Origin of the sequence: Nonomuraea sp. NPDC050227 (assembly GCF_044459705.1) — a bacterium.
Classification (GTDB): domain Bacteria; phylum Actinomycetota; class Actinomycetes; order Streptosporangiales; family Streptosporangiaceae; genus Nonomuraea.
The window spans coordinates 153,180-178,131 of record NZ_JBITJF010000002.1 but is presented as its reverse complement, the minus strand read 5'-3'; the positions used below and the strand labels follow the sequence as shown (position 1 = coordinate 178,131).

The 24,952-nt window shown below is 73.5% G+C and carries 19 protein-coding genes; 8 read left to right on the top strand and 11 right to left on the bottom strand.

The window, feature by feature from the left end; all coding sequences use genetic code 11:
- Nucleotides 1-19: 19 nt before the first annotated feature.
- Nucleotides 20-517: a MarR family winged helix-turn-helix transcriptional regulator gene (locus tag ACIBK9_RS08045; RefSeq protein WP_352327198.1), complete on the top strand. Its 498-nt coding sequence runs from the start codon at nucleotides 20-22 to the stop codon at nucleotides 515-517.
- On the opposite strand, the gene ACIBK9_RS08040 is transcribed toward ACIBK9_RS08045, so the two are convergent.
- Nucleotides 492-1,721, bottom strand: a complete 1,230-nt coding sequence (locus ACIBK9_RS08040; RefSeq protein ID WP_397156196.1) for a cytochrome P450 — start codon at nucleotides 1,719-1,721, stop codon at nucleotides 492-494. The two genes, ACIBK9_RS08045 and ACIBK9_RS08040, sit on opposite strands and share 26 nt — an antisense overlap.
- A 149-nt stretch (nucleotides 1,722-1,870) precedes the next feature.
- On the opposite strand from ACIBK9_RS08040, the gene ACIBK9_RS08035 reads away from it, so the two are divergent.
- Nucleotides 1,871-3,262 (top strand): tetratricopeptide repeat protein, encoded by a 1,392-nt coding sequence (locus tag ACIBK9_RS08035; protein WP_397156194.1) that lies wholly within the window; start codon nucleotides 1,871-1,873, stop codon nucleotides 3,260-3,262.
- Between the two features lie 93 nt (nucleotides 3,263-3,355).
- Nucleotides 3,356-4,180, top strand: a complete 825-nt coding sequence (locus tag ACIBK9_RS08030; protein WP_397156192.1) for a PIG-L family deacetylase — start codon at nucleotides 3,356-3,358, stop codon at nucleotides 4,178-4,180.
- A gap of 566 nt (nucleotides 4,181-4,746) precedes the next feature.
- Here the strand turns inward: ACIBK9_RS08030 and ACIBK9_RS08025 are convergent.
- Complete coding sequence (locus tag ACIBK9_RS08025; protein WP_397156190.1) at nucleotides 4,747-5,943, bottom strand: MFS transporter; 1,197 nt, start codon at nucleotides 5,941-5,943, stop codon at nucleotides 4,747-4,749.
- 87 nt (nucleotides 5,944-6,030) lie between these two features.
- Nucleotides 6,031-6,483 carry a carboxymuconolactone decarboxylase family protein gene (locus ACIBK9_RS08020; RefSeq protein ID WP_397156188.1) on the bottom strand — a complete coding sequence of 151 codons (453 nt, stop codon included), beginning with the start codon at nucleotides 6,481-6,483 and terminating at the stop codon, nucleotides 6,031-6,033.
- A gap of 69 nt (nucleotides 6,484-6,552) precedes the next feature.
- Between ACIBK9_RS08020 and ACIBK9_RS08015 the strand changes: the two genes are divergently transcribed.
- A complete protein-coding gene (locus ACIBK9_RS08015; RefSeq protein ID WP_397156186.1) occupies nucleotides 6,553-7,980 on the top strand; it encodes a PLP-dependent aminotransferase family protein in 1,428 nt (475 codons plus the stop codon).
- Nucleotides 7,981-8,070: 90 nt separating this feature from the next.
- Here ACIBK9_RS08015 and ACIBK9_RS08010 read toward each other — a convergent pair whose 3' ends face one another.
- Together ACIBK9_RS08010 and ACIBK9_RS08005 are read right to left on the bottom strand one after the other, a co-directional pair.
- Nucleotides 8,071-8,877: a GNAT family N-acetyltransferase gene (locus ACIBK9_RS08010; protein ID WP_397156184.1), complete on the bottom strand. Its 807-nt coding sequence runs from the start codon at nucleotides 8,875-8,877 to the stop codon at nucleotides 8,071-8,073.
- Nucleotides 8,878-8,906: 29 nt separating this feature from the next.
- The gene (locus tag ACIBK9_RS08005) at nucleotides 8,907-9,386 is read right to left on the bottom strand and encodes a winged helix-turn-helix transcriptional regulator (protein WP_397156182.1); all 480 of its coding nucleotides are present in this window, start codon (nucleotides 9,384-9,386) and stop codon (nucleotides 8,907-8,909) included.
- Between the two features lie 170 nt (nucleotides 9,387-9,556).
- On the opposite strand from ACIBK9_RS08005, the gene ACIBK9_RS08000 reads away from it, so the two are divergent.
- A complete protein-coding gene (locus ACIBK9_RS08000) occupies nucleotides 9,557-10,369 on the top strand; it encodes an SDR family NAD(P)-dependent oxidoreductase (protein ID WP_397156180.1) in 813 nt (270 codons plus the stop codon).
- 111 nt (nucleotides 10,370-10,480) lie between these two features.
- Here ACIBK9_RS08000 and ACIBK9_RS07995 read toward each other — a convergent pair whose 3' ends face one another.
- Nucleotides 10,481-11,203 carry a hypothetical protein gene (locus tag ACIBK9_RS07995; RefSeq protein WP_397156178.1) on the bottom strand — a complete coding sequence of 241 codons (723 nt, stop codon included), beginning with the start codon at nucleotides 11,201-11,203 and terminating at the stop codon, nucleotides 10,481-10,483.
- A gap of 374 nt (nucleotides 11,204-11,577) precedes the next feature.
- On the opposite strand from ACIBK9_RS07995, the gene ACIBK9_RS07990 reads away from it, so the two are divergent.
- From ACIBK9_RS07990 to ACIBK9_RS07980, 3 genes are all read left to right on the top strand, one after another.
- The gene (locus ACIBK9_RS07990; protein WP_358286085.1) at nucleotides 11,578-11,892 is read left to right on the top strand and encodes a metalloregulator ArsR/SmtB family transcription factor; all 315 of its coding nucleotides are present in this window, start codon (nucleotides 11,578-11,580) and stop codon (nucleotides 11,890-11,892) included.
- On the top strand, nucleotides 11,889-12,464 hold the full coding sequence (locus ACIBK9_RS07985) for an SRPBCC family protein (RefSeq protein WP_397156175.1): 576 nt from the start codon (nucleotides 11,889-11,891) through the stop codon (nucleotides 12,462-12,464). Before ACIBK9_RS07990 ends, ACIBK9_RS07985 begins: the two co-directional genes overlap by 4 nt.
- Nucleotides 12,465-12,608: 144 nt before the next feature.
- Nucleotides 12,609-13,604: a carbohydrate kinase gene (locus ACIBK9_RS07980; RefSeq protein ID WP_397156173.1), complete on the top strand. Its 996-nt coding sequence runs from the start codon at nucleotides 12,609-12,611 to the stop codon at nucleotides 13,602-13,604.
- 55 nt (nucleotides 13,605-13,659) lie between these two features.
- Here the strand turns inward: ACIBK9_RS07980 and ACIBK9_RS07975 are convergent, their stop codons facing one another.
- The 5 genes from ACIBK9_RS07975 to ACIBK9_RS07955 all read right to left on the bottom strand — a co-directional run bounded on the left by ACIBK9_RS07975 (nucleotide 13,660) and on the right by ACIBK9_RS07955 (nucleotide 24,824).
- Complete coding sequence (locus ACIBK9_RS07975; RefSeq protein WP_397156172.1) at nucleotides 13,660-16,242, bottom strand: glycosyl hydrolase 2 galactose-binding domain-containing protein; 2,583 nt, start codon at nucleotides 16,240-16,242, stop codon at nucleotides 13,660-13,662.
- A 21-nt stretch (nucleotides 16,243-16,263) separates the two neighbouring features.
- Complete coding sequence (locus ACIBK9_RS07970) at nucleotides 16,264-17,820, bottom strand: beta-N-acetylhexosaminidase (RefSeq protein ID WP_397156171.1); 1,557 nt, start codon at nucleotides 17,818-17,820, stop codon at nucleotides 16,264-16,266.
- 61 nt (nucleotides 17,821-17,881) lie between these two features.
- A complete protein-coding gene (locus ACIBK9_RS07965; RefSeq protein WP_397156170.1) occupies nucleotides 17,882-21,952 on the bottom strand; it encodes a TIGR02680 family protein in 4,071 nt (1,356 codons plus the stop codon).
- Complete coding sequence (locus ACIBK9_RS07960; protein ID WP_397156169.1) at nucleotides 21,949-23,163, bottom strand: TIGR02678 family protein; 1,215 nt, start codon at nucleotides 23,161-23,163, stop codon at nucleotides 21,949-21,951. The genes ACIBK9_RS07965 and ACIBK9_RS07960 overlap by 4 nt, the downstream gene beginning before the upstream one ends.
- On the bottom strand, nucleotides 23,160-24,824 hold the full coding sequence (locus ACIBK9_RS07955) for a TIGR02677 family protein (protein ID WP_397156167.1): 1,665 nt from the start codon (nucleotides 24,822-24,824) through the stop codon (nucleotides 23,160-23,162). The genes ACIBK9_RS07960 and ACIBK9_RS07955 overlap by 4 nt, the downstream gene beginning before the upstream one ends.
- Between the last annotated feature and the right edge of the window lie 128 nt (nucleotides 24,825-24,952).

The following is a 24,952-nucleotide window of genomic DNA, read 5'->3' as shown; positions in this document are numbered from 1 at the left end:
CCGAATATACTTTCGTGCCATGACGGGACACCACACGCTGCGCCAGACCGAGGAGGCCATCGGCCAGCGGCTGGGCGACCTCAACATCGACTTCGAGGCCATGTGGGCGGTGTCGAACGTCTACCGGGCCTCCTCGGCCATCCGCAACCACCTGGAGCAGACCGTCCTGCGCGACACCGGCCTGACCTGGACGGGGTTCGTGGTGATGTGGGTGGTGTGGATCTGGGGCGAGAGCGAGACCCGCCACGTCGCCGCCGAGGCGGGCATCTCCAAGGGCACGCTCACGGGCGTGGTCAAGACCCTGGAGTCCTACCGTCACCTGCGCCGCTTCCCGCATCCCACGGACGGCCGCCGGGTCATGCTGGCGCTCACCGCGACCGGCGAGCGGCTGATGCGCGAGCTGTTCCCGGAGTTCAACCGGCAGGAGGCGTTCGTGGTCAAGGAGCTCGACAGCGATCAGCGGCGCGAGCTGGCCGGCTCGCTCAGGCGCGTCATGGAGCACCTGGAGAGCATCTGACCGGCAGCTCCCTGATGCCGTTGACGAAGTTCGAGCGGATCCTGCGCACCTCGCCGGCGAGCTCGATCGACGACAGGCGCGGCAGCAGCTCCTCGAACAGCACCCGGATCTCCAGCCTGGCCAGCGCGCCGCCGAGACAGTAGTGCGGGCCGCCCCTGCCGAAGGTCAGGTGCTCGTCGGCGTCCCTGGCGACGTCGAACCGGTACGGGTCGGGGAAGACGCGCTCGTCCCTGTTGCCCGAGGCGTACCACATGACGACCTTGTCGCCGGCGGCGACGCGGCGGCCGTGCAGGGTGACGTCGCGGGTGGCGGTGCGGCGGAAGTGGTAGACGGGCGAGGCCCAGCGCAGGAACTCGTCCACGGCCCGGGGCATCAGCGCCGGGTCGGCGCGCAGCCGGTCGAGCTGGGCGGGGTGCTCCATGAGGGCGAGCATGGCGTGCGAGACGGCGTGCCTGGTCGTCTCGTTCCCGGCCACGACCAGCAGCAGGAAGTAGTTGTCGAAGTCGCGCTCCGACAGCGGCAGGCCGTCCACGGGCTCCTGGTTGACGAGCCTGCTGACCAGGTCCGTGCCGTGGCCGCCGCGGCGGCGGGCGGCCAGCTCGCGGCCGTACTCGAAGACCTCCAGGGAGGCCGGGCTGCGGAAGGGCAGGTCCTTGAACTCCTCGCTCTCGCGCAGCCGCTCCGGGTCGGTGTTCTCGATGATCTGGTTGCCCCAGTCGATGAGCCGCTGGGTGTCGGGCACGTCGAGCATGCGGGCCAGCACGTTGATCGGGAAGTCGGCGGCGACCTCCTTGACGAAGTCGAACTCGCCCTTGGGCAGGGCGGCGTCCAGGGTCGTGGCGGTCAGGCCGCGCAGGAACACCTCGTAGCCGGCCACCGCCCTGGCCGAGAAGTCGCGCAGCAGCAACCGCCGCAGCGCGTGGTGGCGGGGGCCGTCGGTCTCCAGCAGGGAACGCCGGATCGCGGCCTGCCGCTCGTCCACCTCCTCCAGGTTGGTGAAGCCCTCGGAGGTGAACGTCTCCGGGTCGCGGCCGACGGCCACGATGTCGGCGTGCCTGGTGACCGCCCAGAAGCCTCTGCCGTGCCCGTGCTCGTCCTGCCAGTGGACGGGCGACTGCGCGCGCAGCACGTCGAACATGCGCCACGGGGTCGCTCCGTCGGTGAACCGGCCGGGGTCGGCGAGGTCGACGTCTTCCAGACGCATGGCTCTCCTTCACCTTGTTCGGCCACAAACGTTACGTCTGGTGACTTATCCGGACAAGGGGTCTGGTAGGTCGTACGGATACGAATGAGCTCTGAGGCCGGCGTGCCGTCGCCCTGAGCCGCCGACGGTCGCGCGGTTACAGTGGCCGGGTGACCACCGACCAGCACGGCCTGGCCATGTCCGGCGCGAGCGCCGCCGCCGCGCGCCACTACGACCGGGCGATCGACGAGCTGCTGCACTTCCGGGCCGAGGTCGGCGCCGAGGCGGCCGCCGCGCTGGCCGACTCCCCCGGCTTCCCGATGGGCAACGTGCTGGCCGCCTACCTCGACCTGCTGACCACCGAGGCGGCCGGCGCCCGTGCCGCGCGGGCCCGGTTCGCGTCCTTCCGCCGCCGGGCCGACGAGTCGTCGCTGCTGCCGCGCGAGCGCGCGCACGTGGCGGCCGTCCAGGCGCTGCTCGACGGCGACCTGACCACCTGCGGCGCGCTGCTCGCCGAGATCACCCTCGCCCACCCGCGCGACGCGCTGGCCCTGGCCGCCGGGCACCAGCTCGACTTCTTCACCGGCGACGCCCGCTCGCTGCGCGACCGGATCGGCGGCGCGCTCACCGCCTGGCACGAGGACGACCGGCACTTCGGCCACCTGCTCGGCATGTACGCCTTCGGCCTGGAGGAGGCCGGCCACTACGACCGCTCGGAGCAGGTCGGCCTGCGCGCCGTCGAGCTCAACCCGCGCGACGTGTGGGGCATCCACGCGGTCGTGCACACCTACGAGATGCAGGGCCGCTTCGGCGAGGGCCTGCGCTACCTCGACGCCCGCCTGGACGACTGGTCCACCGGCACGTTCTTCAACGTCCACACCTGGTGGCACTACGCCCTCTACGCCCTGGAGAGCGGCGACACGCGGCGGGCGCTGGAGGTGCACGACGCGGCGCTGGCCGGCGGGCGCACGTCCATGGAGCTGCTGGACGCCGCCGCGCTGCTCTGGCGGCTCCTGCTGGAGGGCTCCGACCAGCACGAACGCTGGCAGGCCCTGGCCGAGGCGTGGCCGCCGCTGGTGGCCGAGCCGTTCTACGCCTTCAACGACGTGCACGCGGTCATGTCGTACGTCGGGGCCGGGCGGATCGGGGAGGCGGAGAAGCTGATCGCCTCGCGGGAGGCGTACACGCTGGAGGGCCGTCCAGGGGTGACCAACGTCGCGATGACGCTGCGGGTGGGGTTGCCGGTGTGCCGGGCCCTGGTGGCGTATGGGCGGGGCGACTTCGCGGCGGTGGTCGATCTGCTGCACCCGATCCGGCACCGGGTCGGCGAGTTCGGCGGCAGCCACGCCCAGCGGGACGCCGTGCAGAAGACGCTGCTGGAGGCGGCGCTGCGGGGCGGGCGGCACGAGCTGGCGCGGGCGCTGGTGAGCGAGCGGATCGGCGTGCGGCCGTGCAGCCCGTTCAACTGGCTCAAGCAGGCGGCGGTGGCCGACGGGCTGGGCGACCGCGCGGCCGCCGCCGTCGCCCGCCGGAAGGCCGCGACGCTGATCGCCGACGCCTGACCCGCCGGGCGTTTCCCCCACCCGGCCGCTCCGCCGCGGTCGCCGCGGGACGCGCGGCCGGAAGTGTCGCACGCGCCGAGTAGGGTTCCCTTCATGGATCGGGAACTCACCTTGATGGTCGTCCACGCCCACCCCGACGACGAGTGCCTGAGCACCGGCGGCGTCCTCGCCCGCTACGCCGACGAGGGCATCCGCACCGTGCTGGTCACCTGCACCAACGGCGAGCAGGGTGACGACACGGGCGGCGTCAAACCGGGCGAGGAGGGTCACGACGCCGACAGGGTGGCCGAGCGGCGGCTGGCCGAGCTGCGCGAGTCCGTCGCGCACCTGGGCATCGACCATCTGGAGCTGCTCGGCTACCGCGACTCCGGCATGGACGGCTGGGACACCAACCACCACCCGGACGCGTTCGCCAACGTGCCGGTCGAGGTGGCCGCCGCCAGGCTGGGCGAGCTGATGGAGCGCTACCGCCCGCAGGTGGTCATCACCTACGACGAGACCGGCGGCGGCGGTTACGGCCACCCCGACCACGTGCAGGCCCACCGCATCACGGTGGCCGCCGTCGAGGCGACCGGCATCCCCGACAAGTTCTACTACACGGCGATCCCCCGGGCGGCGATCAAGCGCATGTTCGAGCTGATGCGCGACAGCGGCGTCGACCTGGGCGGCTTCGAGCCGTCCGACGACTTCGGCACCCCCGACGAGCGGGTCAACGCCGTCGTCGACGTCACCCCGTACGTCGAGCGCAAGCTCAAGGCACTCAAGGCCCACGAGAGCCAGGGCGAGAACATCTTCCTCCTCCGCATGCCCGACGAGGCCCAGCACCAGGCGTTCTCCCACGAGGCCTTCGAACGGAAGCTGAACAAGGTCAACGCCCCCGACCACGAGGAAGACCTCTTCACCGGCCTCCGCCCCTGACCCTCCCCCTCCCGCCGGACTGTCCGGCGGTGATGGATCTTCGCCGAGTCGCGGTCCGACGCCGGCCAGCGTGCGTGCGGCACGGCCGGACATCCCGACGACCGTTCCCGGTGCAGCACCCGGTTCGAGTCGAGCGACCGGATCCGGGCCGACGACGCCGGGGGGGCCGGCTCGCCGAGCACTGCGAAGACCATCATGCAATCTGACGACCTCCGTGCGCCTCTCATGCTGGAGCTCGTCACCGCTCTCGTGCTGCCCGTGGATTCAGCCGGCCTTCGGGGGCCTGCCTCCTTTGCGGGCGCGACCTTCCGACAGCTCCCTCTCGGCGACGTCGAGTCCGGCGACCTCCTCGGGGCGCCACTCGCGCGGCGAGCATCGCAGAAGTTCGCCCGCAGTGAGCGATATCGATGGCGAGGGTCGGCATCCACGGGACCGTTCATTGCAGCGTTTCGGGTGCCTGCCCGTTTGCGGTGTCTCACGGGTGGTCGCTCATGAAACACTCCCCGCAGGATAAGCAGTTCGTAGAGCGAACCAAGGGTGATGCCTTGAGGCGGTGCGGGCCGTCGTCATGTCCGGCGGCCCGCGACGGTGACGAGCGGCGGCACCAGAACGGCCAGGGCGCCGCCGATCCACAGCACGCTCACCGGGCCGGCGGCATCGACCGCCAGTCCGCCGACGAAGGCGCCGAGGGCGATGGACAGGTTGAACGTCGAGACGTACAGGGAGGACGCGGCCTCGGTGGCGGTAGGGGCGGCGTTGAGCATCCAGGTCTGGAAGGTGACCGGGACGGCGCCGTACGCCAGTCCCCAGACGACCAGGATCGCAGCCGCGGACCGGACGTCGTGGCTGCCGATCGCGACGGCGGCCATGGCGGCAGTGAGCAGCAGGCCGATGCCGCACACGGTCTGCCGCAGGCGCGTGGTGACCAGGGCGCCGGCGAGGAAGTTGCCGCAGATGCCGGCGACGCCGAAGACGAGCAGCAGCACGCTGATCATGCCGTCGGCGACGCCGTCGTCGTGGAGGATGGGCCGCAGGAAGGTGTAGGCGGTGAAGTGCCCGGTGATGGCCAGGAAGGTCATGGCGAGGCCGGTGCGTACGGCGCGGTGGGTGCGCAGCACGCGCGGCAGGTCCGCGAACGTGAGGGTGCGCTGCGGCGCCACCTTCGGCATCACGATGACCATGCAGGCCAGCGAGATCAGGCCGAGCACGCCGACGGCGGCGAACGCGGTGCGCCAGCCGGCGAGGTCACCGGTCAGGGTGCCGGCGGGCACGCCGAGCACGGAGGCGGTTTCGACGCCACCGAAGACGACCGCGGTGGCGCGGGCCACGTGGCGTTCGGGCACCAGGCGCAGGGCGATGCCGCCGGCCAGGGACCAGAAGCCGCCGACACTGATGCCGATCAAGAAGCGGGCCAGCAGGACGACGGCGAAGCTGGTGGCGAAGGCGGAAGCGAGGTTGGCCGCGCCCACGATGCCGATCAGCACGACCAGCACCAGGCGGCGGTCGATCCGGGCGGTGGCCACGGTGACCAGCGGCGCCGCGACGGCGGCGACCAGCCCGGGCACGGTGACCATGAGCGCGGTGGTGCCTTCGGACAGGTCGAGGGCGGTGCCGATGGGGGTGAGCAGTCCGACGGGCAGCAGTTCGGACGTCATCAGGGCGAAGATGCCCAGCGTGACGGCGAGGATCGCGGACCAGCCCCGGACCGGTGAGGGGCCGGGGCCCTGGGCCGCGTCCGGCGAGCTTGCGTCGATGGTGGTCATGGGTGAGGGGCCTCTCCGGGTGTGGTCAAGGCGCGGGCGGTGGCCGCGACGAGGCGGCCACCGCCCGGGAACAGGGACAAGGGGCGCTTACTCGGTGCCGGGGGTCTTGCGCGTGGTCACGTTCATGCGGTTCCAGGCGTTGACCGTGAAGATCAGCGCGATGAGCTGGGCCAGTTCCTTGTCGTCGAAGTGCCGCGCGGCCTCGTCGTACACCTCGTCCTCGACTCCTCGCGGCAGCAGGGTCACCGCCTCCGTGAGCGCCAGAGCGGCGCGCTCCTTCGCGGTGTAGAGGCTCGACTCCTGCCAGGCGCTGAGCTGGTAGATCCGCGCCTCGCTCTCGCCCGCCCGGCGGGCGTCGCCGGTGTGGTAGTCGATGCAGTACGCGCACCGGTTGATCTGCGAGGCGCGGATCTGCACCAGCTCGGTCAGCACGGGGTCCAGCCCTTCGCGAGCCACGGCGTCCAGGGCCAGCACGGCCTTGAAGACCTTGGGGGCGACACGCGAGAGGTTCATCCGTTCGGCAATGGCAACGTTCGTCATGCCACCACGCTAGGAGCGTGATCGGCCCACGATATGGTGCATTCTCGTGTCTCTTTCCTGGGCCAATTCGTGAGCGGCAGCGACCTGCATCTGGAGCTCACCGGCAGCGGCGGCGCCCGCGTGCGGCTGATGCGCGCCCTGCGCGAGGCCATCCGGTCGGGACGGCTGGCGCCCGGCATCCGGCTGCCGCCCTACCGCGCCCTCGCCGTGGACCTGGGCATCGCCCGCAACACGGTGGCCGCCGCCTACGCCGAGCTCGTCGAGGAGGGCTGGCTCACCGCACGTCAGGGTTCGGGCACCCAGGTCGCGCACCGCGCCGCGCCGGTGGAGCCGGACCTGCGGCGAGCTCCCGCGCGTCCGTCCCGTCCGCGGATCGTCCACGATCTGACGCCCAGTTCCCCGGACGCCGCCGCCTTCCCCCGCTCGGCCTGGGCGACGTCGGCCCGGCGGGCGCTGACCGCCGCGCCCAGCGACGCCTTCGGCGTCGGCGACCCCCGCGGCCGGCCCGAGGTGCGTCAGGCGCTGGTGGACTACCTGGCGCGCACCAGAGGCGTACGCACCACGGCGGAGCACATCGTGATCTGCTCGGGGTACGCGCACGGGTTGCGGTTGCTGTGCCAGGTACTGCGCGGCCCGGTCGCCGTCGAGGCCTACGGGCTCGCCTTCCACCGCTCTCTGCTGACCGAGGCCGGGCTGAGGACCGTCCCGCTCACCGTGGACGCCCACGGCGCCCGGATCGAGGACCTTCCCGCCACAGACGTGCGAGCGGTCCTGCTGACGCCGGCGCACCAGTACCCCACCGGAGGCGCCCTGCACCCCCGGCGGCGGGCCGCGGCCATCGACTGGGCCCGCGCCACGGGCGGCCTGGTGCTGGAGGACGACTACGACGGCGAGCTCCGTTATGACCGCGAACCGGTCGGCGCCGTGCAGGGCCTCGATCCCGACCGCGTCGTCTACTTCGGCTCGACCAGCAAGAGCCTGTCCCCATCGCTGCGGCTCGGCTGGATGGCGCTGCCCACCCGGCTGGTGGACGACGTGCTCGCCGCCAAAGGTGCGCGCGAGTTCTGGTCGAGCGTCACCGACCAGCTCGCCCTGGCCGACTTCATCGCCTGCGGCGCCTACGACCGCCAGCTGCGCCGCATGCGCGCGATCTACCGGCGCCGCCGGAGCCTGCTCACAGCCACGCTCGCCGAGCGCGCCCCGCACATCACCGTCAGCGGCATCGCCGCAGGCCTGCACGCCGTGCTCGACCTTCCCCCCGGCACGGAGCAGGCCACCCTGCGCGCCGCCCGCCGCCTCGGCCTCGCCCTCGACGGCCTGGGTCCCTACCGGCATCCGGACAGCGCCATGCCGGCACGCGACGGCCTGGTCGTCGGGTACGGCACACCAGCCGAGCACGCGTTCGCCGCCGCGCTGGACGCCCTGTGCCTGGCCCTGCCGGCCCCCGGTGACACCGGGGTTGACGAGGCCCGCCCTCAGATGACGACCCGGCCGTAGCGCGGTCTTCCCAGGCCATGTCGCCCGGTCGCGCTCAGGGCCTCCGCGGGCCCGTCCCTTGACGAGAGGCTGTGAACCAGCGCCCGGGGCTCAGGGGTTGATGGGATGTTCGGTGAAGTGGCCGCAGGGACGGAAGCCCAGGCGGCGGTAGACGGGCTCGCCGTCGGCCGACGCCTGCAGGACCGCGATGCGATGATCTCGGTCGCGGGCCGCACGCAGTGCCGCGAGCGTGATGGCGCCGCCGTAGCCCCGCCTGCGGTGGGCGGCCAGGGTGGAGATGTTGTAGATGCCGGCGACCCCCGCGTGATGGAACACTTCGGCGGAACAGACCGGACGGCTGTCCACGTAGCCGACCAGATACCGGGCCGGGCAGTGCGCGGCCAGCGCCTGCGGGGCGGCCCGGGCGAAGAAGCGGCGGACGGTGCCGGCGGGCGGATCCCAGTTCGCGGCGAGAACCGTGGCGTAGTCGGCGAGCTGTCCGGGCGTGGCGACCCGCTGGATGTCCAGTCCTCGGACGGCGGGCGGCGCCAGGGCGTCGTCCAGCTCGGCCCACATCGCCGTCTCGCGTTCGGACGCCGGCAGACCGGCCGCCGTCAGGCGGGCACCGAGGTCCGGCGGTGTCGAGGCGGGCCCCACCCACCAGGAGAAACGGCGGCCGGTGCGAGCCGACGTCCGAGCGGTCTCGCTGATGCGGGCCGTGGCGTCGGCGACGGCGAAGCGGGCCGCGGCGACGATGTTGAAGGTGTCGTCGTCCAGGCCGCTGTCGGCCACCAGGAGGTCATCGGTCTCCGTGACGGTCGCGCCGGTCATGCTCCGGTGCAGGTGGCAGGCGTGTTCCGCCAGGTTCCGCTCCATCCTGTCCAGCAGGTCGGCTTCAACGAGTGAATGATCATGCATCTTGAGCCCTCATCTCCCGGAGCGGAGTGTCACCGCGGGGTCCGGGAGGCCATCAGGGCCTCGGGGAAGCCGGGACCGTGGACGACGTGGATCTGCCCGAGGTCGGTGACCTCGCCGCAGGTGCCGCAGGTGGTCTGCTCGGTGACGGCCCCGCCGCAACCGGTGTGCCGATACAGGATGGGCGGACCGTCGGGTGCCGCCCATCGATCACCCCACTGCGTCAGCGCGATGATCACGGGCGCCAGGTCGAGCCCCTTCGCGGTCGCGGCATAGCGGCCCCGGTCGGGCTGCTCCTTGCTCGATCGCCGTTCGAGTACGCCCGCGTCGACCAGGCTGTCCAGGCGTTTGGCCAGGATGTTGGTCGCGATGCCCAGGCGCTGGAAGTCGGCGAACCGGGTCGCTCCGGCGAACAGCACGTCACGCACGATCAGCAGGCTCCATCGCTCGCCGACGACCTCCAGCGCCCTGGCGGCCGAGCACACCTGCGTGTCGTAGGTCTTGCCGAGCATGGCGACCCCACCTCCCAGAGGAGCACTTGCGTGATGCAAGACTACCCCTCTAGTGTCGCTTGCATCACGCAAGTGCGCTCTCGAATGGCGGACGGCTCCATGGCCGCGACCACGGCGTGACCAGCGAGCCCGCCAGCCCGTCCGGAACAACGATCATGTGGAGGTCACCGATGAGTGGATTGCTGCTCCAGGACAAGAACGCCGTGCTCTACGGAGGCGGCGGCGCGATCGGCGGCGCCATCGCACGGGTCTTCGCCAGGGAAGGCGCGCGGGTCTTCATCGCCGGGCGGACGCAGGCGAAGCTCGACGCCGTGGCGCGTGACATCGCCGCCGCGGGCGGAAAGGTCGAGACGGCGCGGGTCGACGTGCTCGACCAGGAGGCGGTCGACAAGCACGCCGCCGCGGTCGCGGCGACGGCCGGCGGCATCGACATCGCCGTGAACGCCGTGAGCGTCCAGCACGACCAGGGGACCTCGCTGGCGGATCTGTCGCTGGAGGAGTTCATGCGGCCGATCGACGGGTTCTTGCGGACGCTGTTCATCACCAGCAAGGCTGTGGCCCGGCACATGGGGGGCGAGCGTCCCGGTGTGATCCTGACGCTGTCGGAGCCGGGCGCCAAGCTGGCCGTTGGCGGCATCTTGGGACACGCCGTGAGCGCGGCCGGCAAGGAGGCGTTCTCCCGGGTTCTGGCCGCGGAGCTGGCACCGAGCAATGTCCGGGTGATCGGCATCCGTCCTCACGCTGTCGTCGACGCGCCGGCCGCCGGTTCCTACACCAAGGAGCTCTTCGAACAGGCGGCGGCAGCGGCCGGACAGTCGGTCGAGGAGATGCTCGACGGCGGGGCGATGGCGCAGGGGACGCTGCTCAAGAGGCTGCCGACGCTCTCCGAGATCGCGGAGACGGCCGCGTTCCTGGCGTCGGATCGAGCGGGGGCCATGACCGGGACGATCGCCAACCTGACCAGCGGCGCGATCGTCGACTAGTTCAGATTCGCCAGGACGTTCGCCGGGCTGCGGGGGCAGTGAGGGCGCGGATGAACTTGATCACGGAGCGGTGGGTGCGGTCGTGCCGCCGCGAGCTGCGGTCCGAGGTTGTCAGAGGCCCGCGATGTCGATCGCCTGGTCGAGGTACGTCTCGGTGCTTCCGGGCCAGAAGCGCTCGTAGAGGAGATACTCCAGCGGGTCCCGCCGCTCGTCCGTCAGGAATTCGCGGGCGGCCCGGGGGTGGTTGGACAGGGCGGCCATGACGGCCGCCATGGGGTCGCGTTCGTCCAGGGGAATGGCGCACATCGGACGTGAGTCCGGACGGAGGTTCCGCCAGTACGGGGACGCGGGAGGCTGGCTGCGTTCGTAGTCGTAGACCTTGAAGGCGAGGTCGCGCAGGAACACGTCGGCGAAACAGCCGTATCGCAACAATTGCCCGAGCGCGAACCCGGTTTCCGGGTCATCGAGGTTTTCGAGCAGACGGTGAACGTAAGGGGTCGAGATCCTGGCCGCACTGGGTGCGCGCGACGCGGTGCCGAGAAGCGTGCTCAGCGCCCTGGCCAGTCTGTCGAGGCTGGTGGACTGGATGGCATGCGCGCGGCGCAGACCGGCCAGAAGGCTCTTGAGCTGGCGCGGCGGCATCACGGCGGCGAACGCCACGGCGAAGGCAGGGTCGTTTCGGCGCTTTTCGAGTTCGGCCAAATCGTGGGAATCGATGGCGCCCTTCTTCCCCTCCGCTCCGCAGAACGACTGGACGAAGGAATCGTAACCACAAGAATGATCGGACAGCGCCGCCCCACTTTTCCTGATAAAAACGAAAAGTCGGGCAACCAATCTCCTCTAGAGACACCCTCTCGGGACAAATCGTTCGCCAGCGCCGCACATCACGAAGAGGTAACATTAGCGAGCCCTCGGACGGACACGAAAAAACCACATGCCCGACCGGAATCCCGGCCCCCGCAGCCACCGAGGCAGGCCCCCGGACGATCCCCCCTCATCGAACCGGACGCCGACGAACGACCCGTCCTCGGGCCAGATATCCGACGAGGCGACACAGCCGAGGAGACCTCGCGCCCCAAAGGGACCTCGCGAGCCGAGGGGATCTCGCGAGCCGCGACGAGTTCCGCGGCTCGCCGAAGGGCCCGCCGACAAGGGATGCGCGGCGTGTATACCTTGACAGGCATATACCCGCAAGAGAATATGAAGGCATGTCCGTCGACGCGTTCTCCGTGCTCTCCGAGCCGACCCGGCGTCGGATCCTCGATCGGCTCCGGATGGCCGAGAGCAGTGTGAACGAGCTGGTCGAGGCGCTCGATGTCAGCCAGCCCACGGTGTCCAAGCAGCTGAAGGTGCTCAGGGAGGCCGGGTTCGTCACCTGCCGCACCGAGGCGCAGCGGCGCATCTACCGCCTGCACGCCGGCCCCTTCCAGGCGCTGGACGACTGGCTTCAGCCGTACCGGGCCCTGTGGGACACGCATCTCGACGCCCTTGAGCGCCATCTCGACAACCTGGAGCAGCCATGACCCCAGACGCGTACCGCCCGAGCCAGCCGGCCCAGGTCGGCAGCGAGGTGACGGAAGGTCGCTGGACCCTCGTCTTCGTCCGCGACCTGCGGCATCCGCCTGAGAAGGTGTGGCGGGCGCTGACCGAGCCCGGACAGCTCGCGGCGTGGGCGCCGTACACCGCCGACCGTGATCTTTCCGAGGCCGGTGGCGCGACCCTCACGATGATCGACGACGATAAGCCTCAGGACCTGGTGGCCGAGGTCGTCCGCGTCCAGCCGCGGACGCTGCTGGAGTACACGTTCGGCACCGACCTGCTGCGGTGGGAGCTGGCGGCGACCGGCGGCGGCACGCGTCTGACGCTGCGGCACACCGTCCTGGACCGCGACCTGCTGCCGAAGGTGGCGGCCGGGTGGCACCTCTGCCTCGACGTGGCCGACAGACTGCTCGACGGGCGGCCGATCCCGCCGATCCGGGGTGCGGCGGCGGTCGGCTTCGGCTGGTCGGAGCTGAACGACCGGTACGCCCGGCAGCTCGACGTCCCGAACACCGGCCTGCCCGGCCACCTGAAGGACGGCGACCAGACCTCCTGACGGGCCCGCACCACGCCGGACGCGGCCCCGGAGCCGACAGGGGCGGAGAAGGCGGCCGGGCTGCGATGATGAGCTCCCATCCGGAGACGTCGATGCAGCCCGGGGCGTACGGCATCGGCGGCGCGCGCCAGGAAGGCAGGCTCGATGATCGCTGTTCTGGGCGAGTGCGTCGCCGACGGCTTCACCACCGCGGCAGGCAGCGCCACAGGCGGCACGGCAGGCAGCGCGGCAGGCAGCGCCACAGGCGGCGCGGGGGGCGGCGCAGGGCAGGGCGGCGAGCTCGGGTTGCGGGTGCTGCCGGGCGGCGGCCCGGCCAACACGGCGGTGGCGCTGGCCAGGCTCGGCACGCCGGCCCGCTTCCTCGGACGCATCTCCGGCGACGTGTTCGGCGCGCTGTTCCGTGAACGGCTGGCGTCCTCGGGCGTGGACCTGTCGGCGGCCGTCGAGGCCGCGGAGCCGAGCACGCTCTCGGTCGCCGCGCTCGACGACGGCGGCCAGGCCGCCTACACCTTCTACGCGGGCGGCACCGCCGACTGGCAGTGGAGCCCGGACGAGCTGACCCCGGCCCGGCTCGGCCCGGCCGCCTGCCTGCACACCGGGTCGCTGGCGCTGGTGAGGGAGCCGGGCCGGGCGGCGGTCGAGGAGTTCGCGCGCGCGGCCGCCGCGCGGGCCACCGTCTCGGTCGATCCCAACGTGCGGCCCACTCTCGCCGCCCGCGAGGACTACCGGGTCGAGCGCTGGTGCCGGTGGGCCGACCTGCTCAAGCTCAGCGAGGACGACCTGCGCTTCCTGATGCCCGGCGTGCCGGTGGAACGCGCCTGCGACACCTGGCACGCCGCCGGGGCCCGGCTCGTCGTGGTGACCCGCGGGGCGGCGGGCGCGCTGGTGTCCCTCGACGGCGAACGGGCGGAGGTGCGGGCGCCGGAGGTCGTCGTCGTGGACACGGTCGGCGCCGGTGACTCCTTCACCGCCGGGCTCCTGCACGACCTGGGCGCGCGCGGCCTGCTCGGCGGCCGGCTCGACGGCCTCGACCTGGACACCGCCGTGGCCGCCGCGTCCTTCGCGGCCCGGGTGTCGGCGCTGACGTGCTCGGTGGCGGGCGCGAACCCGCCCTGGGCCGACGCCCTGGCCACCCCCTGACCGCCGCCCGCGCGGGACCCCGGCAAGCGACCGGGATCCCGCCCGGGGCGGCGGGTCAGGTGAGGGGGACGGTCGTGGTGGGGACGTTGTAGCCGCGCACGCGGAGCGCCGGCTGCCGGCCGCCGAGGTCGCTCGTGCGGTACGTGGCCGTGATGGTGGTGGTCTCCCCCGGCCACAGCGTGACGTAGTTGTCGGTGTAGGTCACCGGGACGACCTCGCGCCCGTCCGCGACCACCTCCGGGCGCACGAGGAAGGCCAGGCCGGACGGGTTGCGCAGGGTGATCGTGACGGTCTCGGTCCCGGCGGAGACGGCGCGGACGCCGGTGGCGGCGACGTCGGCGGCGGGCAGGGCGTTCAGGCCGGTGAGGTCGGCGTAGGTCTTCGGCGTGGTGCGGTACCAGTTGCTCTTGTTGCCGAGCGTGTCGGGCGCGGTGGAGTACCAGTAGACGTTGTCGCTGACCTTCGCGCCGGCGGCGTCCTTGAGCTGGAGCCTGATCAGGTACGTCCGCGACAGCCCGGTCAGCGCCGGGATCGTCAGCACCTGGACGCCCGCGTTGGCCGTGGCGGTGACGGGGGCCGAGGCGATGTACTGCTGGGCCAGGTCCGGCAGGTTGTGCACGGAGACCGTGGCGGTCAGCCCGGAGCGCGTGGTGAGGGTCGAGTTGACCACGTGCACGGCCCGGGTCAGGTAGTCGTAGGCGATGTGCACGGGTTCGGTGGCCTTCCTGGTGCCGAAGTAGCCGCCGCCGGGCTTGAGGTAGTAGTCGTAGAGGTTCCAGTGGACCGACGGCCAGGCGTTGTTCAGCATCCAGAAGATCGAGCCGAACGAGCGCACGTGCTGCCTGGCGCTCCACGCCTCGAAGAAGGCGCGGGCGTTCTCGTAGTTCTGCGCCTCGGACTTGCGGGACTGGTCGGCGGCGGAGGCGGGCGTGCCGTAGCGCTTGGCCAGGCCGGTGCTGTAGGGGGCGATGGTGTCGAACACGCTGCCCGGCTTGCCGGCGTGGTAGTTGTACGCCGTCCCGATGGGCCAGACGTCGGCGGGCGCCAGGAAGCGCTGCAGCGTCTCCAGGGGCGGCGGCGACTCGGTGCCCTCCTCCCCCGTGCTGCCGTACGCGCCGCCGCTGCGGCTCTCGTCCCACCACAGCACCGGCGGCTCCCACACGTACGGGCCGTCCATCTTCATGCCGGCGTCGGCGTTGGACCAGGTGGCGACGTTGTCCAGGGTGGGGTTCTGCCAGTGCAGGGCGGTGGCCACGCTCTTGTACGCGGCCAGGTGCGCGGCCGTCGGCGGCTGGTCGCTGCCGTAGGTCCACAGGAACACCGAGGCGTGGTGGCGCAGCGAGCGGAGCTGGCTGTCCAGCGAGGCGCGGGCGACCTGTTCCTGTTCGGCGGTCCAGGCGCTGTCGTCCTCCCAGGCGCTGCAGCAGACGAAGCCCGGCATGACCAGGATGCCTGCCTTGTCGGCCATGTCGTACAGTTCCTCGTTGCCGAGGGTGCCCTCCAGCCTGATGGTGTTCAGGCCCATGTCCTTGACGTAGGCGATGTGGGCGGCGTTCGTCCTGGTGTCCCAGCGTTGCATCAGGTCCCACACGTACCCGCCGCCGCGCAGCAGGATCGGCCGGCCGTTGATCTTGTATCCGGCGAACGAGGTGCCGTTGACGGTGGTGCGGTAGTCGGTGACCTGGCGGATGCCGAAGTCGATGGTCTTGCTGTCGGAGGCGCCCGCGCTGACCGTCAGGCGGTACAGCTCGGGGCTGCCGAACTGGTACGGCCACCACAGCACCGGATCGCTCACGTGCAGGGGCGCGAAGGCGACCTCCTTGCGCTCGCGGGCGGCCAGCGTGACGGCCTGGGAGAAGGTGAGGTCGGGCCGGCCCGCCTTGGTGATCGTGCCGCTGACCGTGGTGGTGACGGGGGCGTTCGTCGCGTTGACGGCGTCCACGTAGACGGCCAGGTCGGCGGCGGCGCCGGACAGGGTGGTCCGCACGTACGGGTCGCGCAGGGCCACCGGGCCCGTGGTGTCCAGCAGGGTCGTGTTCCAGATGCCCGCGTTCATGTCGGGGGCCTCGGGGTTCCAGTCGACCGTGCAGGTGGACAGGTCCTTGCAGTCGTGGCGCGGCGGGGTGACCTTGACGGCCAGCGCGTTGACCGCGCCGGGCCGGATCGCGGCGGTGGCGTCGTACTCGTGGCCGACGAACGTGCCCACGGCCGCGGCGTCCAACTGCACGCCGTTCAGCCAGATCTGGGCGCGGTAGCTGAGGCCCTTGAAACGCAGCCAGTACACCTGGCCGGGGGCCGTGGCCGGGGCGGTGAACTCGCCGCGGAACCACCAGTCCTGGGTGGTCAGGTCGGGCACGTTCTTGAGGTTCTGGCCGAAGTAGACGTCCTGGTAGACGCCGTTCGCGACCAGCCCGGCCAGGACGGTCGAGGGCAGGGTGACCGGGTGCCAGCCGGTGGTGGCGTACCCGGGCGTGGAGATCGCCGCGCCGGTGTCGGCGAGGCCGGTGGCCGGGCGCAGCGCCCAGCCCGAGGCCAGCTCGGTCGAACCGGCCGCCGCGACGGCGCTGCCCGCGCTCACCACCCCCGAGGCGAGCAGCAGGACGAGCACGGCCAGGACGCATCTGATCGATCGTGACATGCGCAGCTCCTGAGGGGGCTCCTACGAACCGGAGGGCCAGGCGATCTGGGTGGAGCGGTAGTAGGCGATCCCCATGACGCGCCAGCGCGGGCCCTGCGCGCCCAGCCGCTGCCGGAACGCGGTCCAGTCGTGCGTGACGGAGGGGGACCAGCCCAGTTCGGCGAGCGCGGGCAGGCGGGGGAAGGCCATGTATTCGAGGTCGGCGGACGTCCTGAGCGTCTCGGTCCACAGCGGCGCCTCGACGCCGAGCACCTGCTCGGGCGGGAGCCTTCTGAGGTAGGCGCCGGGATCCCAGCCGTAGGCGTCCTTGACCTCGATCGTGCCCGCCCAGGTCTGGCCGAGCGGGGTGCGCCGGTTGTACTTCATGTCCAGGTACGCGCGGCTCGCCGGGGACATGACGACCTTCCGGCCCGCCGTCGAGACCGCCGTCTCGGTGGGGTCGCTGCCCCAGTACTGGACGACCGTGGAGGGCAGCGGGGTGGCGTTGACGACGTCGTGCCAGCCGATCACGGTCTTGCCGTGGGCGGCCACGATGCCCTGCGCCCGGTCGACGAACGCCCGGTAGTCGGCCGGCGTCGTGGAGGACGCCTCGTCCCCGCCGATGTGCAGGTACGGGCCGGGGGTGAGCGCGGCCAGCTCGCCGATCACCTGGTCGACGAAGGTGTAGGTGAGCTCCTTGGACGTGCACAGCGAGCTGAACCCGACGTCCGTGCCGGTGTAGCGCGGCGGGGCGACGCCGTCGCAGGTGAGCTCGCCGTAGGAGGCGAGGGCGGCGTTGGTGTGTCCCGGCATGTCGATCTCCGGGATCACGGTGATGTTCCGCGCGGCGGCGTAGGCGACGATCTCCTGGTACTGGGCCTTGGTGTAGAAGCCGCCGGGATCGCCGCCGACCGCCGTGCCGCCGCCGTAGGAGGCCAGCCGGGGCCAGGAGTCGATCGCGATGCGCCAGCCCTGGTCGTCGGACAGGTGCAGGTGCAGGCGGTTGATCTTGTAGAGCGCGATCTGGTCGAGGTACCGCTCGACCGCGTCCACCGGGAAGAAGTGCCTGGCCACGTCGAGCATCGCGCCCCGCCAGGGGTAGCGCGGCCGGTCCACGACCCGCCCGCCGGGCACCGGCCAGGGGCCCGGCTGCACCGTGCCGGCCTCGGCGGCGTACGGGAGCAGCTGCCGCAGCGTCTGCACGCCGTTGAACAGCCCGGCGGGCCCGTTGGCCAGCACGACGATCCCGGTGGCGGTCACGTCGAGCTGGTACGCCTCCTCACCGCCGGCCACCGTGCCCAGCCGCAGCGCGATCCCGTCCGCCGGCGGGGCGGTCACGATCGGGACCGGGTAGCCGGTGGAGCGGCGCAACCGCGCGGCGAGCTGCTCGCCCACCTCGGGCGCGTCGGAGTAAAGGGCGGTCGCGGCGGTGATCAGGTACGTCACCCCCGCCGCCGGGACCGCGCTCACCGGAGCGGGCACGATCGCGCCGAAGGCGACGGCGGCCGCCGCCGTGGCACTGGGCGAGACGGTCACCGAGGCGGGGACCGACAGGGCGAGCAGGGTCGTCAGCACGACCGCAGCGGTGCGGATCTTCATGACCGCCTCCCGAGGGTTGCCCCCACCATACGGACGCGATCGCTGGTGGTAAAGAACCTTTCTAATCAAGGGTCTCGGTGGCGACGGTCCGGTAGCCGTTCCACACGAAGCGGGCCGTGGTCACCGCGTCGTCGCCGTCGCCGGTGATGAGCTGGTGGATGGCGATGCCGTCCAGCTCGCGGTATTCGCACCACTCGTGGTCGGAGGTGAGCACGAGGTCGAGCCCGAGGTTCACCAGCAGGTCGAAGACCTGGCCGCGGTTGGCCCGGTCGACGCCCACGAACACCTCGTCCAGCAGGATGAACCGGGGGCAGCCGGGGTCGGTGCGGTAGTGGGCGGCCACGGCGGCGAACAGCGGCAGGTGCAGGGCGATGGCCTTCTCGCCGCCGGACAGGGCGCCGTGCAGCTTCCTGGTCAGGTCCTGCCAGCCCTGGCCGTCGCCGCGGTCGAGGCGGACCACGAACCGGTGCCAGGACGTGTAGTCCAGCACCTTCATGAGCTGGTCCTCCCAGCCGGCCGAGGAGTTGTCGGCGCGCGCCTCCTCGACGCGGTCCCTGAAGAAGGCGTACAGGGCCTCGCGGTCGGCCTCGCTCAGCCCGGCCGGGTCGCGCAGCAGCAGCTCGCGGGCCGCGCGGGTGGCCGGCGACTGGGTGGGATCGACCTGCCACACCAGGCGCACCGCGACCCCCGAGGCCGTCCGGACGCGTTCGAGCCGCTGGTTCATGCCCTCGACCAGCGCGGCGGCCTGGCGGATGCGGTCGGCGAGGTGCCGCCGCGTGTCACCGGCGAGCGTGCGGTCGAACAGGTCGCGCTCGGCCTCGGTGATGTCGCCGCGCCGCTCGTCGCGCTCGCCGCGCAGCGCCCTGCCCAGCGCCGCCGCGCCCGCCCGCACGCCGCCGGCGGTGGCGGTCAGCACCTGGACGTCCTCGTCGGGGGCCAGCTCCAGCTCGGCGCGGCCGGCCAGGACCTCCCTGGCGTGGTGGAAGGCGTCCCGCAGGCGGGCCTCGGCCTCCCTGACGGTCCGCTGCTCGTGCGGCACCGCGGCGAGCCGCCCGGCCACGTCCCCGGCCGCCTCCAGCACCGCCCGCACCCCGGCGTCGGGGGCGGGCCCGGCGGGCAGGCCGGCGTCGGCGGCCAGGTGGCCGGCCAGCAGGCGGCGCAGGCGCTCGCAGACCGCCTCGCGGACGCGCCCGGCCTCGGCGTGCTTCTCCTCGGCCTGACCCAGCTCGCCCCTGAGCCGTCCGAGGCGGGCGTTGAGCCGGGCCGTGTCGTCGTGGATCGTCCGGATCAGGCGGCGGCAGCCCTGGTGGGCGGTCTGGGCGTCCTGGAGCCGGCCGAGCAGGTCGAGGTCCTCGCCGCCGGCCGCGGGCTCGACGGCGGCCAGCTTCTCGGCCAGCACGACGGCCGCGTCGGCCGCCTCCTCGGCCCGTTCCATCGCCCGTACGGCCAGGTCCTGGTACTCGCGGGCGGTCTCGGCCGCCTGGCCGGCGCGTTCCCTGGCCGCGCGGGCGTCGCCGCGCCGGTCGTGCCAGACGGCGCCGGTGGTCTCGGCGGCGCGCAGGGCGGCCTCCAGCCGGTCGAGCGCGGGCCGGGCGGCGGGCAGGGCGTGCCGGGCGGCCAGCTCGGTGAGCCGACGCAGCGACCTGCCCACCTCCTTCTCGCGCTCGTGCAGGCGCTGCTCGTGCGCGCGGAGCTGGTCCTCCAGCAGGGCGACCTTGGCCACGGCCGCGTCCAGCGCCCGCGCGGCCCCGTCGTACGGCCTCCGGTCGGGCCGCCGCCGCAGCTCGGCCGCGAGCGTGTCGCGGTCGCCGGCCAGCACCCTGAACAGGTGGTCGCACTCGGCGATCGTGCCGGCCAGGTCGGAGAGCCGGTCGTCCAGCTCGGCGACGCGGCGGCGCAGGGCGCGCTCGCGGGCGGCGTCGCCGATGTAGGCGGGCTCCGGCTTGACCCAGCGCCCGGCGGCCGGGCCGAGCCGCCAGGTGCCGTCGGCGCCGACGGCCGCCGGGTGGTCGAGGCCGAGCGCCGTGGGGGCGAAGGCGACGCCCGCGAGCACCCGCTCGGCCGAGACGGGCGCGCCCGGCTGGGCGGACAGCACGGCGGCCAGGCTGTGGCCGGGCGCGGGCCGGGCCAGGGCGGAGGCGGCGAAGGCGTCGTGCTCGCCGGGGTCCATGCCGCCGTCGGGCAGCAGCCACAGGTCGAGCAGGCCCGAGGCTTCGAGCGCCGCCTCGACGCCCGCCTGGGTGACCGGGTCGACGCCCGAGCGGAAGGCGAGCGCCCGCCACAGCGGCATGCCGGGCCGTCCGGAGCGGGAGGCGGGGCGGACGGGCGAGGGGGGCGGCTCCAGGGCGGTCCGGTCGGCCAGGCGTTCGCGTTCGCGGGCCAGTTCGGCGCGTTCGGCGTGCAGCCGGTCGCGCAGACCGGTCAGGTGGTGCTCGCGGGCGGCCAGCCGGACCGCGGCCGCCGTGCGCGCCGCGCCGACCAGCTCGTCGGCCTGGTCGGACCGGTCGGCGAGGCCGGCCAGCTCCTCGGGGTCGAGCCGGAGGTGGGCGCAGCCGCGGGCCCACTCCTCCAGGGCGGCGGCCAGGTCGCGGGCGCGCTCGTCGCGGGTCGCGCCGGCCTGGTCGTGGGCGGCGGTCGCGGCCGCCAGGTCGTCGCGGACGCGGTCGCGGTCGTGCTCGGCGGTGGTGCGGCGGCCGATCGCCTCCTCGTGCTCGACGGCCGCCGCCGCGACCTCGCGGATCTGGCCGGCGCGGCTGGTGACGGCGGCGCGCAGCAGCTCGCGGGCGCGGCGCACGGACTCCTCGCCGTCGTCGCCCCGCTCCCCCTCGCCGCCCGGCTGAGCGCCCGAGTGATCCGGAACCGGGCGTTCGCACTCCAGGTGGACCGAGAGCAGCCCGGCGCGCTCGGCGGCCCGGCGGGCCTCGGCGCGGGCGCGGTCGGCCAGGCCGGTGGCGGCGCGGGCGACGGCCGCCGCGCGCAACGACAGCTCCTGCCTGGCCGACGCGCCGCGGGCCGCCGCCCCGGCCTGGTCGCGCAGCCGGGCCGCCGACTCGTGCGCCTCGCGCGCCTGCGTGCGCAGCCGGTGCAGGTCGCGCCCGGACCGGTACGCCTCGCTCTCCTTCAGCCCCTCGATCTGCGCGGCCAGGGCCAGCTCCTGCGCCTCCTCCTCCGACAGCCGGACGGCCGCGGCGGCCAGCTCGTCGCCGGCCTGCTTGAGCGCCTCCCGTCCGGCCTTGACCTCGGCGGCGAGGGCGTCGACGGCCTGCCCGGCGTCCAGGGCCGCGGCGGCGGCCGCGCGCAGCACCTTCTGGGCGTAGCCGCGCTGGACGTCGGCCAGCCGGTCGGCCTCCTGCACGTCACGGTCGAGCAGGCGCAGCTCCTCGCGCTGCCGGTCGAGCCGCTCGAACCCGTCGGCGATCTCGTGGATCTCGCCCTCGCCTAGCGGCGGCAGGGCGCTGGACAGCAGGTCGGACAGCAGGCCGGGGTCGAGGCGTTCGGACAGTTTGGGGGTGCGCAGCTGGCGCAGCGCGGTGAGCAGGCAGTCGTAGCGCTGCTCGTTGAGCCCGGTGTAGAGGGTGCGGCGCACGAGGGCGCGGTAGGCGTCGGCGGACTCGTGGACCGTCCCGGCCTCGCCCAGTTCGTCGGCGAGCTGGACCCTGGTCAGCGGCTGGCCGCCGTCGCCGGTGAGCCGGACGCCGCCGGGCAGGCCGACGCGGGAGCCGGTGGTGAAGTAGGCGGCGGTGACGTTCTTGGTGTGGGCGGTGGCCTGGAGGCGGGCGCCGCAGGTGAACCAGCGGCCGTCGGCGTGCTGGAACTCCAGCCAGACATAGCCGACGCGGGTGACGCCGCTCGCGCCCTCGCCCATGAGGTTCCAGTGCATGGTCCGCTCGGTGCCGCCGAACGTGGACAGCCTGCTGGGTTTGAGACTGGCGTCCAGCACGTACGGCAGCAGCAGTTCCAGCACCTTGGACTTGCCGCTGCCGTTGGGCCCGCGCAGCAGCAGCCTGCCCCGGTGGAACTCGAACACCTCGTCGTGGTAGCGCCACACGTTGAGGATCCCGGCGCGTACGGGCATCCAGCGCCGGTCCATGCCTGGGGCGGTGCGGGCGGGCGTGAGCTCGGTGACGGTCATGCGTCCTCCGTGTCGGCCGGGCCGCGATCGACCCGGTAGCGGGCTCCGGCGGGCAGGGCGGCCACCCGGTCGCCGGTACGGCGGGCCAGCCCGAACATGGCGAGCACCTCCAGCGCGTCGGCCGCGAGGCGGGGCGCACCGCCGTCCGACTGGTAGGCCCTGGCCCACTGGGGGAAGCGCCGCAGCAGCTCGGCGGCCTCCTCGTCGAAGCGTCCGGCGGGCAGCGGACCGGCGGTGACCAGCAGGTCGAGCAGCAGCAGGGCGGCGACCTTGGCGGGGCCGCCGTCGTCGGGGAACCTCGTGTCGGTGGCGGTGGCCTCGGTGTCGACGAGCAGCAGCCCCTCGGCGCGTTCCTCCAGCACGAACCCGGCCTCCTCGGCGGCCCTGCGGATCATCCGGCGGCCGGTGAGCGAGGCGGCGTAGGTGGCCTGGGCGGGGGTCAGCTCGTCGCGGTAGACGACGGGCTCGTCGAGCAGGCGGCGGATGACGGAGTGGCGGGCCCACAGGGCGCGCTGGGTCTCCGTGGGCTCGTCGCCGCCGTAACGGGCCTCGACGGTGAGCGCCGCGACGGGAGCCGCGACGGAAGCCGTGGGGTCGCTGGCCGCGCCGGGCAGGCGGGAGGGCGGGACGGGCGCGGCCAGCAGCCTGATCACGCGGGTGGTGTCCACGCGGTAGAGCACCTTGGCCTCCTCGTCGCCGAGGTAGGCGTCGGTCGTGCCGTCGGTGGGGGTGATCGCGCCGTGCCGTTCGAGCAGTTCGAGCGCGTCGACGAAGGCGGCCCGCTCGTCGGCGCTGACCGGGTCGAAGGGCGGCACGCCGGTCTCGACCGCCGCCGCCCGCGCCACCCGTCCGGCCAGCATGCCGATCGTGGTGACCGGCGCGGCGAGCAGTTCGGCCGCGCACAGGCACAGCAGCGTGTAGCGGCGGCGGTCGAACGGCGGGCCGCCGGCGCGGCGGCGGGCCGGGCGGGTGGCCGTCGGCCGCGACCCGACCTTGACCAGGCGGGCGTAGCCCTCGCGGGGCTCCACGACCAGCCGCCAGCCGCAGAAGTAGTCGAACCACCGGGTCAGCGGCTCCCGCCGTTTCCTGATCACCGCGAAGGCGGCGGGCTCGTCGTCCGCCGTCAGGAAGGGCCGGGCGAGAAGGGTCCTGATCGCGCGGGCGATCTCCTCCTTCTCCGCCCTGACGAGCTGGTTGGCCAGGCTGCTCATGCCCCTTCGGCCCTCCCGTGGTCGCGGGCGCCCGGGGAGCGCACGTCGAGCAGGTAGTCGGGGCCGCGGAACCAGCCCTCGGAGGTGCGCAGCACCGCGACCGCGCCGTCGCCGGGGGCCCGCAGCACGACCTCGACCCGGCCGTCGGAGGTGACGGCCCGGCGCAGGCCGGTGGCGTCGGGACGGGCGGCCAGGGCCCGGCCCAGCAGGTCGAGCAGCCGGCCGAGGGTGTCGTGGTCGAGCGCGCCGAGCTGGGACAGCCGGACCGAGCCGGTGGTGGCCAGCGCCCGCCAGGCGGCCTCCAGCCCGGCGTGCTCCTTCTCGGCGCGGGCGCGGCGCTCGGCGCGCAGGGCGGCCACGTCGCGCACCCGCCCGGTACGGCCCATGCGCTCGGTCCTGCCCCGCGAGCGCAGCAGCGCCGAGACCGCCACCGGCCCGGCCTCCGCCCAGGGCGTCCCGGCCGGGACGAGCTCGGCGTCGGCGTGCCCGAGGTGGGCGTGCCGGGCGGGGCCGAGGCCGAAGGCGGCGTCCCAGAGGCGGTGGGCGTCGTCCTCGGCCGGCGCGGTGGCGAACCAGCGGGCCAGCGCGCGGAAGTCGGCGGCGGCGCCGGAGGCGGGGCGGCGGGCGGCGGTGACGCGGTCGAGCAGCCCGAGCAGGGTGACGACGGCCTCGCCCGCGACCTCCTGCAGCCGCCGCAACCGGGGCCCGCCCCCACTCCCGGCGCCGCCGCTCCCGGTCCCGCCCCTCTCGGCACCGCCGCTCCCGGCACCTCCGCTCCCGGCACTGCCGCTTCCGGTCCCGCCGCTCTCGGGGGCCGGGACGAGGTCCGAGTCGAACCACTGGCGCAGTTCGGCCCAGGCGGCGGCGCGGGCGGCCAGCCACGGCGTGGCCAGGTCGGTTCCGGGGATCCGGGGCAGGTCGGCGCCGGCCAGGGCCCGGGTGTGCAGGACGCCGACGCCCCGGGCGGCCACGCCGCGCAGCGCCCGCGCCACCGTCTCGCCGCGCTGCTCCAGCCCGGTCAGGAACTCCTGGAGGTAGGCCACCGTGGCCGCCTCGGCCTCGTGGAACGTGCCAACGTCGGCGCCGCCGGCGCGCAGCAGCCGGCGCAGCTCGCCGTTGAGCCGCACGGTGTCGCGGCGCAGCCCGTCGAGGTGGCACTCCAGCTCCCGCAGGCAGGTGAACACCCGTCGGTCGCGGCCGGGGTCGGGGTCGGCCAGCAGCGCCTCCAGCTCCTCCAGCCGGTCGGCGACGGCGTCGAGCACGGCGGTGTGCGCACTCCCCGAGACCGGTGTCGCGGTGGCCAGTGTCGCCGACGCCTGCCGCAGCCCGGCGTGGGCGGCCTCGCCCTGGGCGGTCAGGGCGTAGCGCAGGTTCCCGCGTTCGTACTCCTCGGCGGTCGCGAAGCCGGCGGCGTGGTCGAAGACGGCCTCGACCAGTCGCCAGCCGGCGAGCTGCCGCAGCGCGCCGGTGAGGTCGTGGTCGCCGACGGGGGCGTACCAGCCGCGGTCGCGCAGCCGGTCGCGGGCCTCGCCGGCGGTCAGCGCGGGCTCCAGGCGCTCGGCGGCGGCGCCGAGGACGTCGAGGAGGGCCGTGTGCAGATCCGCCCGCTCAGTGGTGGCGAACCGGAACATCTCCGGCGGCACTCGTGGCAGCTCCGCCATCGCGCCGTTCTCCCCTCTCGCCGCGGTTTCACCGGAGCCACCGTAGTGGCACAGACGGGCACCGCGGGAGCCGGTTTGCGAGCAGATGCCACGGGTATGGTCGCCGCGTTCGGCTGCCGGTGGCAGGC

Coding starts and splice junctions, on each gene's coding strand:
- ACIBK9_RS08040 (WP_397156196.1), bottom strand. CDS start 1,721: ATGCGTCTGGAAGACGTCGACCTCGCCGACCCCGGCCGGTTCACCGAC.
- ACIBK9_RS07980 (WP_397156173.1), top strand. CDS start 12,609: ATGATCGCTGTTCTGGGCGAGTGCGTCGCCGACGGCTTCACCACCGCG.
- ACIBK9_RS08020 (WP_397156188.1), bottom strand. CDS start 6,483: ATGACGAACGTTGCCATTGCCGAACGGATGAACCTCTCGCGTGTCGCC.
- ACIBK9_RS08025 (WP_397156190.1), bottom strand. CDS start 5,943: ATGACCACCATCGACGCAAGCTCGCCGGACGCGGCCCAGGGCCCCGGC.
- ACIBK9_RS08045 (WP_352327198.1), top strand. CDS start 20: ATGACGGGACACCACACGCTGCGCCAGACCGAGGAGGCCATCGGCCAG.
- ACIBK9_RS07960 (WP_397156169.1), bottom strand. CDS start 23,163: ATGAGCAGCCTGGCCAACCAGCTCGTCAGGGCGGAGAAGGAGGAGATC.
- ACIBK9_RS08030 (WP_397156192.1), top strand. CDS start 3,356: ATGGATCGGGAACTCACCTTGATGGTCGTCCACGCCCACCCCGACGAC.
- ACIBK9_RS07975 (WP_397156172.1), bottom strand. CDS start 16,242: ATGTCACGATCGATCAGATGCGTCCTGGCCGTGCTCGTCCTGCTGCTC.
- ACIBK9_RS07955 (WP_397156167.1), bottom strand. CDS start 24,824: ATGGCGGAGCTGCCACGAGTGCCGCCGGAGATGTTCCGGTTCGCCACC.
- ACIBK9_RS08000 (WP_397156180.1), top strand. CDS start 9,557: ATGAGTGGATTGCTGCTCCAGGACAAGAACGCCGTGCTCTACGGAGGC.
- ACIBK9_RS07990 (WP_358286085.1), top strand. CDS start 11,578: ATGTCCGTCGACGCGTTCTCCGTGCTCTCCGAGCCGACCCGGCGTCGG.
- ACIBK9_RS07985 (WP_397156175.1), top strand. CDS start 11,889: ATGACCCCAGACGCGTACCGCCCGAGCCAGCCGGCCCAGGTCGGCAGC.
- ACIBK9_RS07970 (WP_397156171.1), bottom strand. CDS start 17,820: ATGAAGATCCGCACCGCTGCGGTCGTGCTGACGACCCTGCTCGCCCTG.
- ACIBK9_RS08005 (WP_397156182.1), bottom strand. CDS start 9,386: ATGCTCGGCAAGACCTACGACACGCAGGTGTGCTCGGCCGCCAGGGCG.
- ACIBK9_RS08010 (WP_397156184.1), bottom strand. CDS start 8,877: ATGCATGATCATTCACTCGTTGAAGCCGACCTGCTGGACAGGATGGAG.
- ACIBK9_RS07965 (WP_397156170.1), bottom strand. CDS start 21,952: ATGACCGTCACCGAGCTCACGCCCGCCCGCACCGCCCCAGGCATGGAC.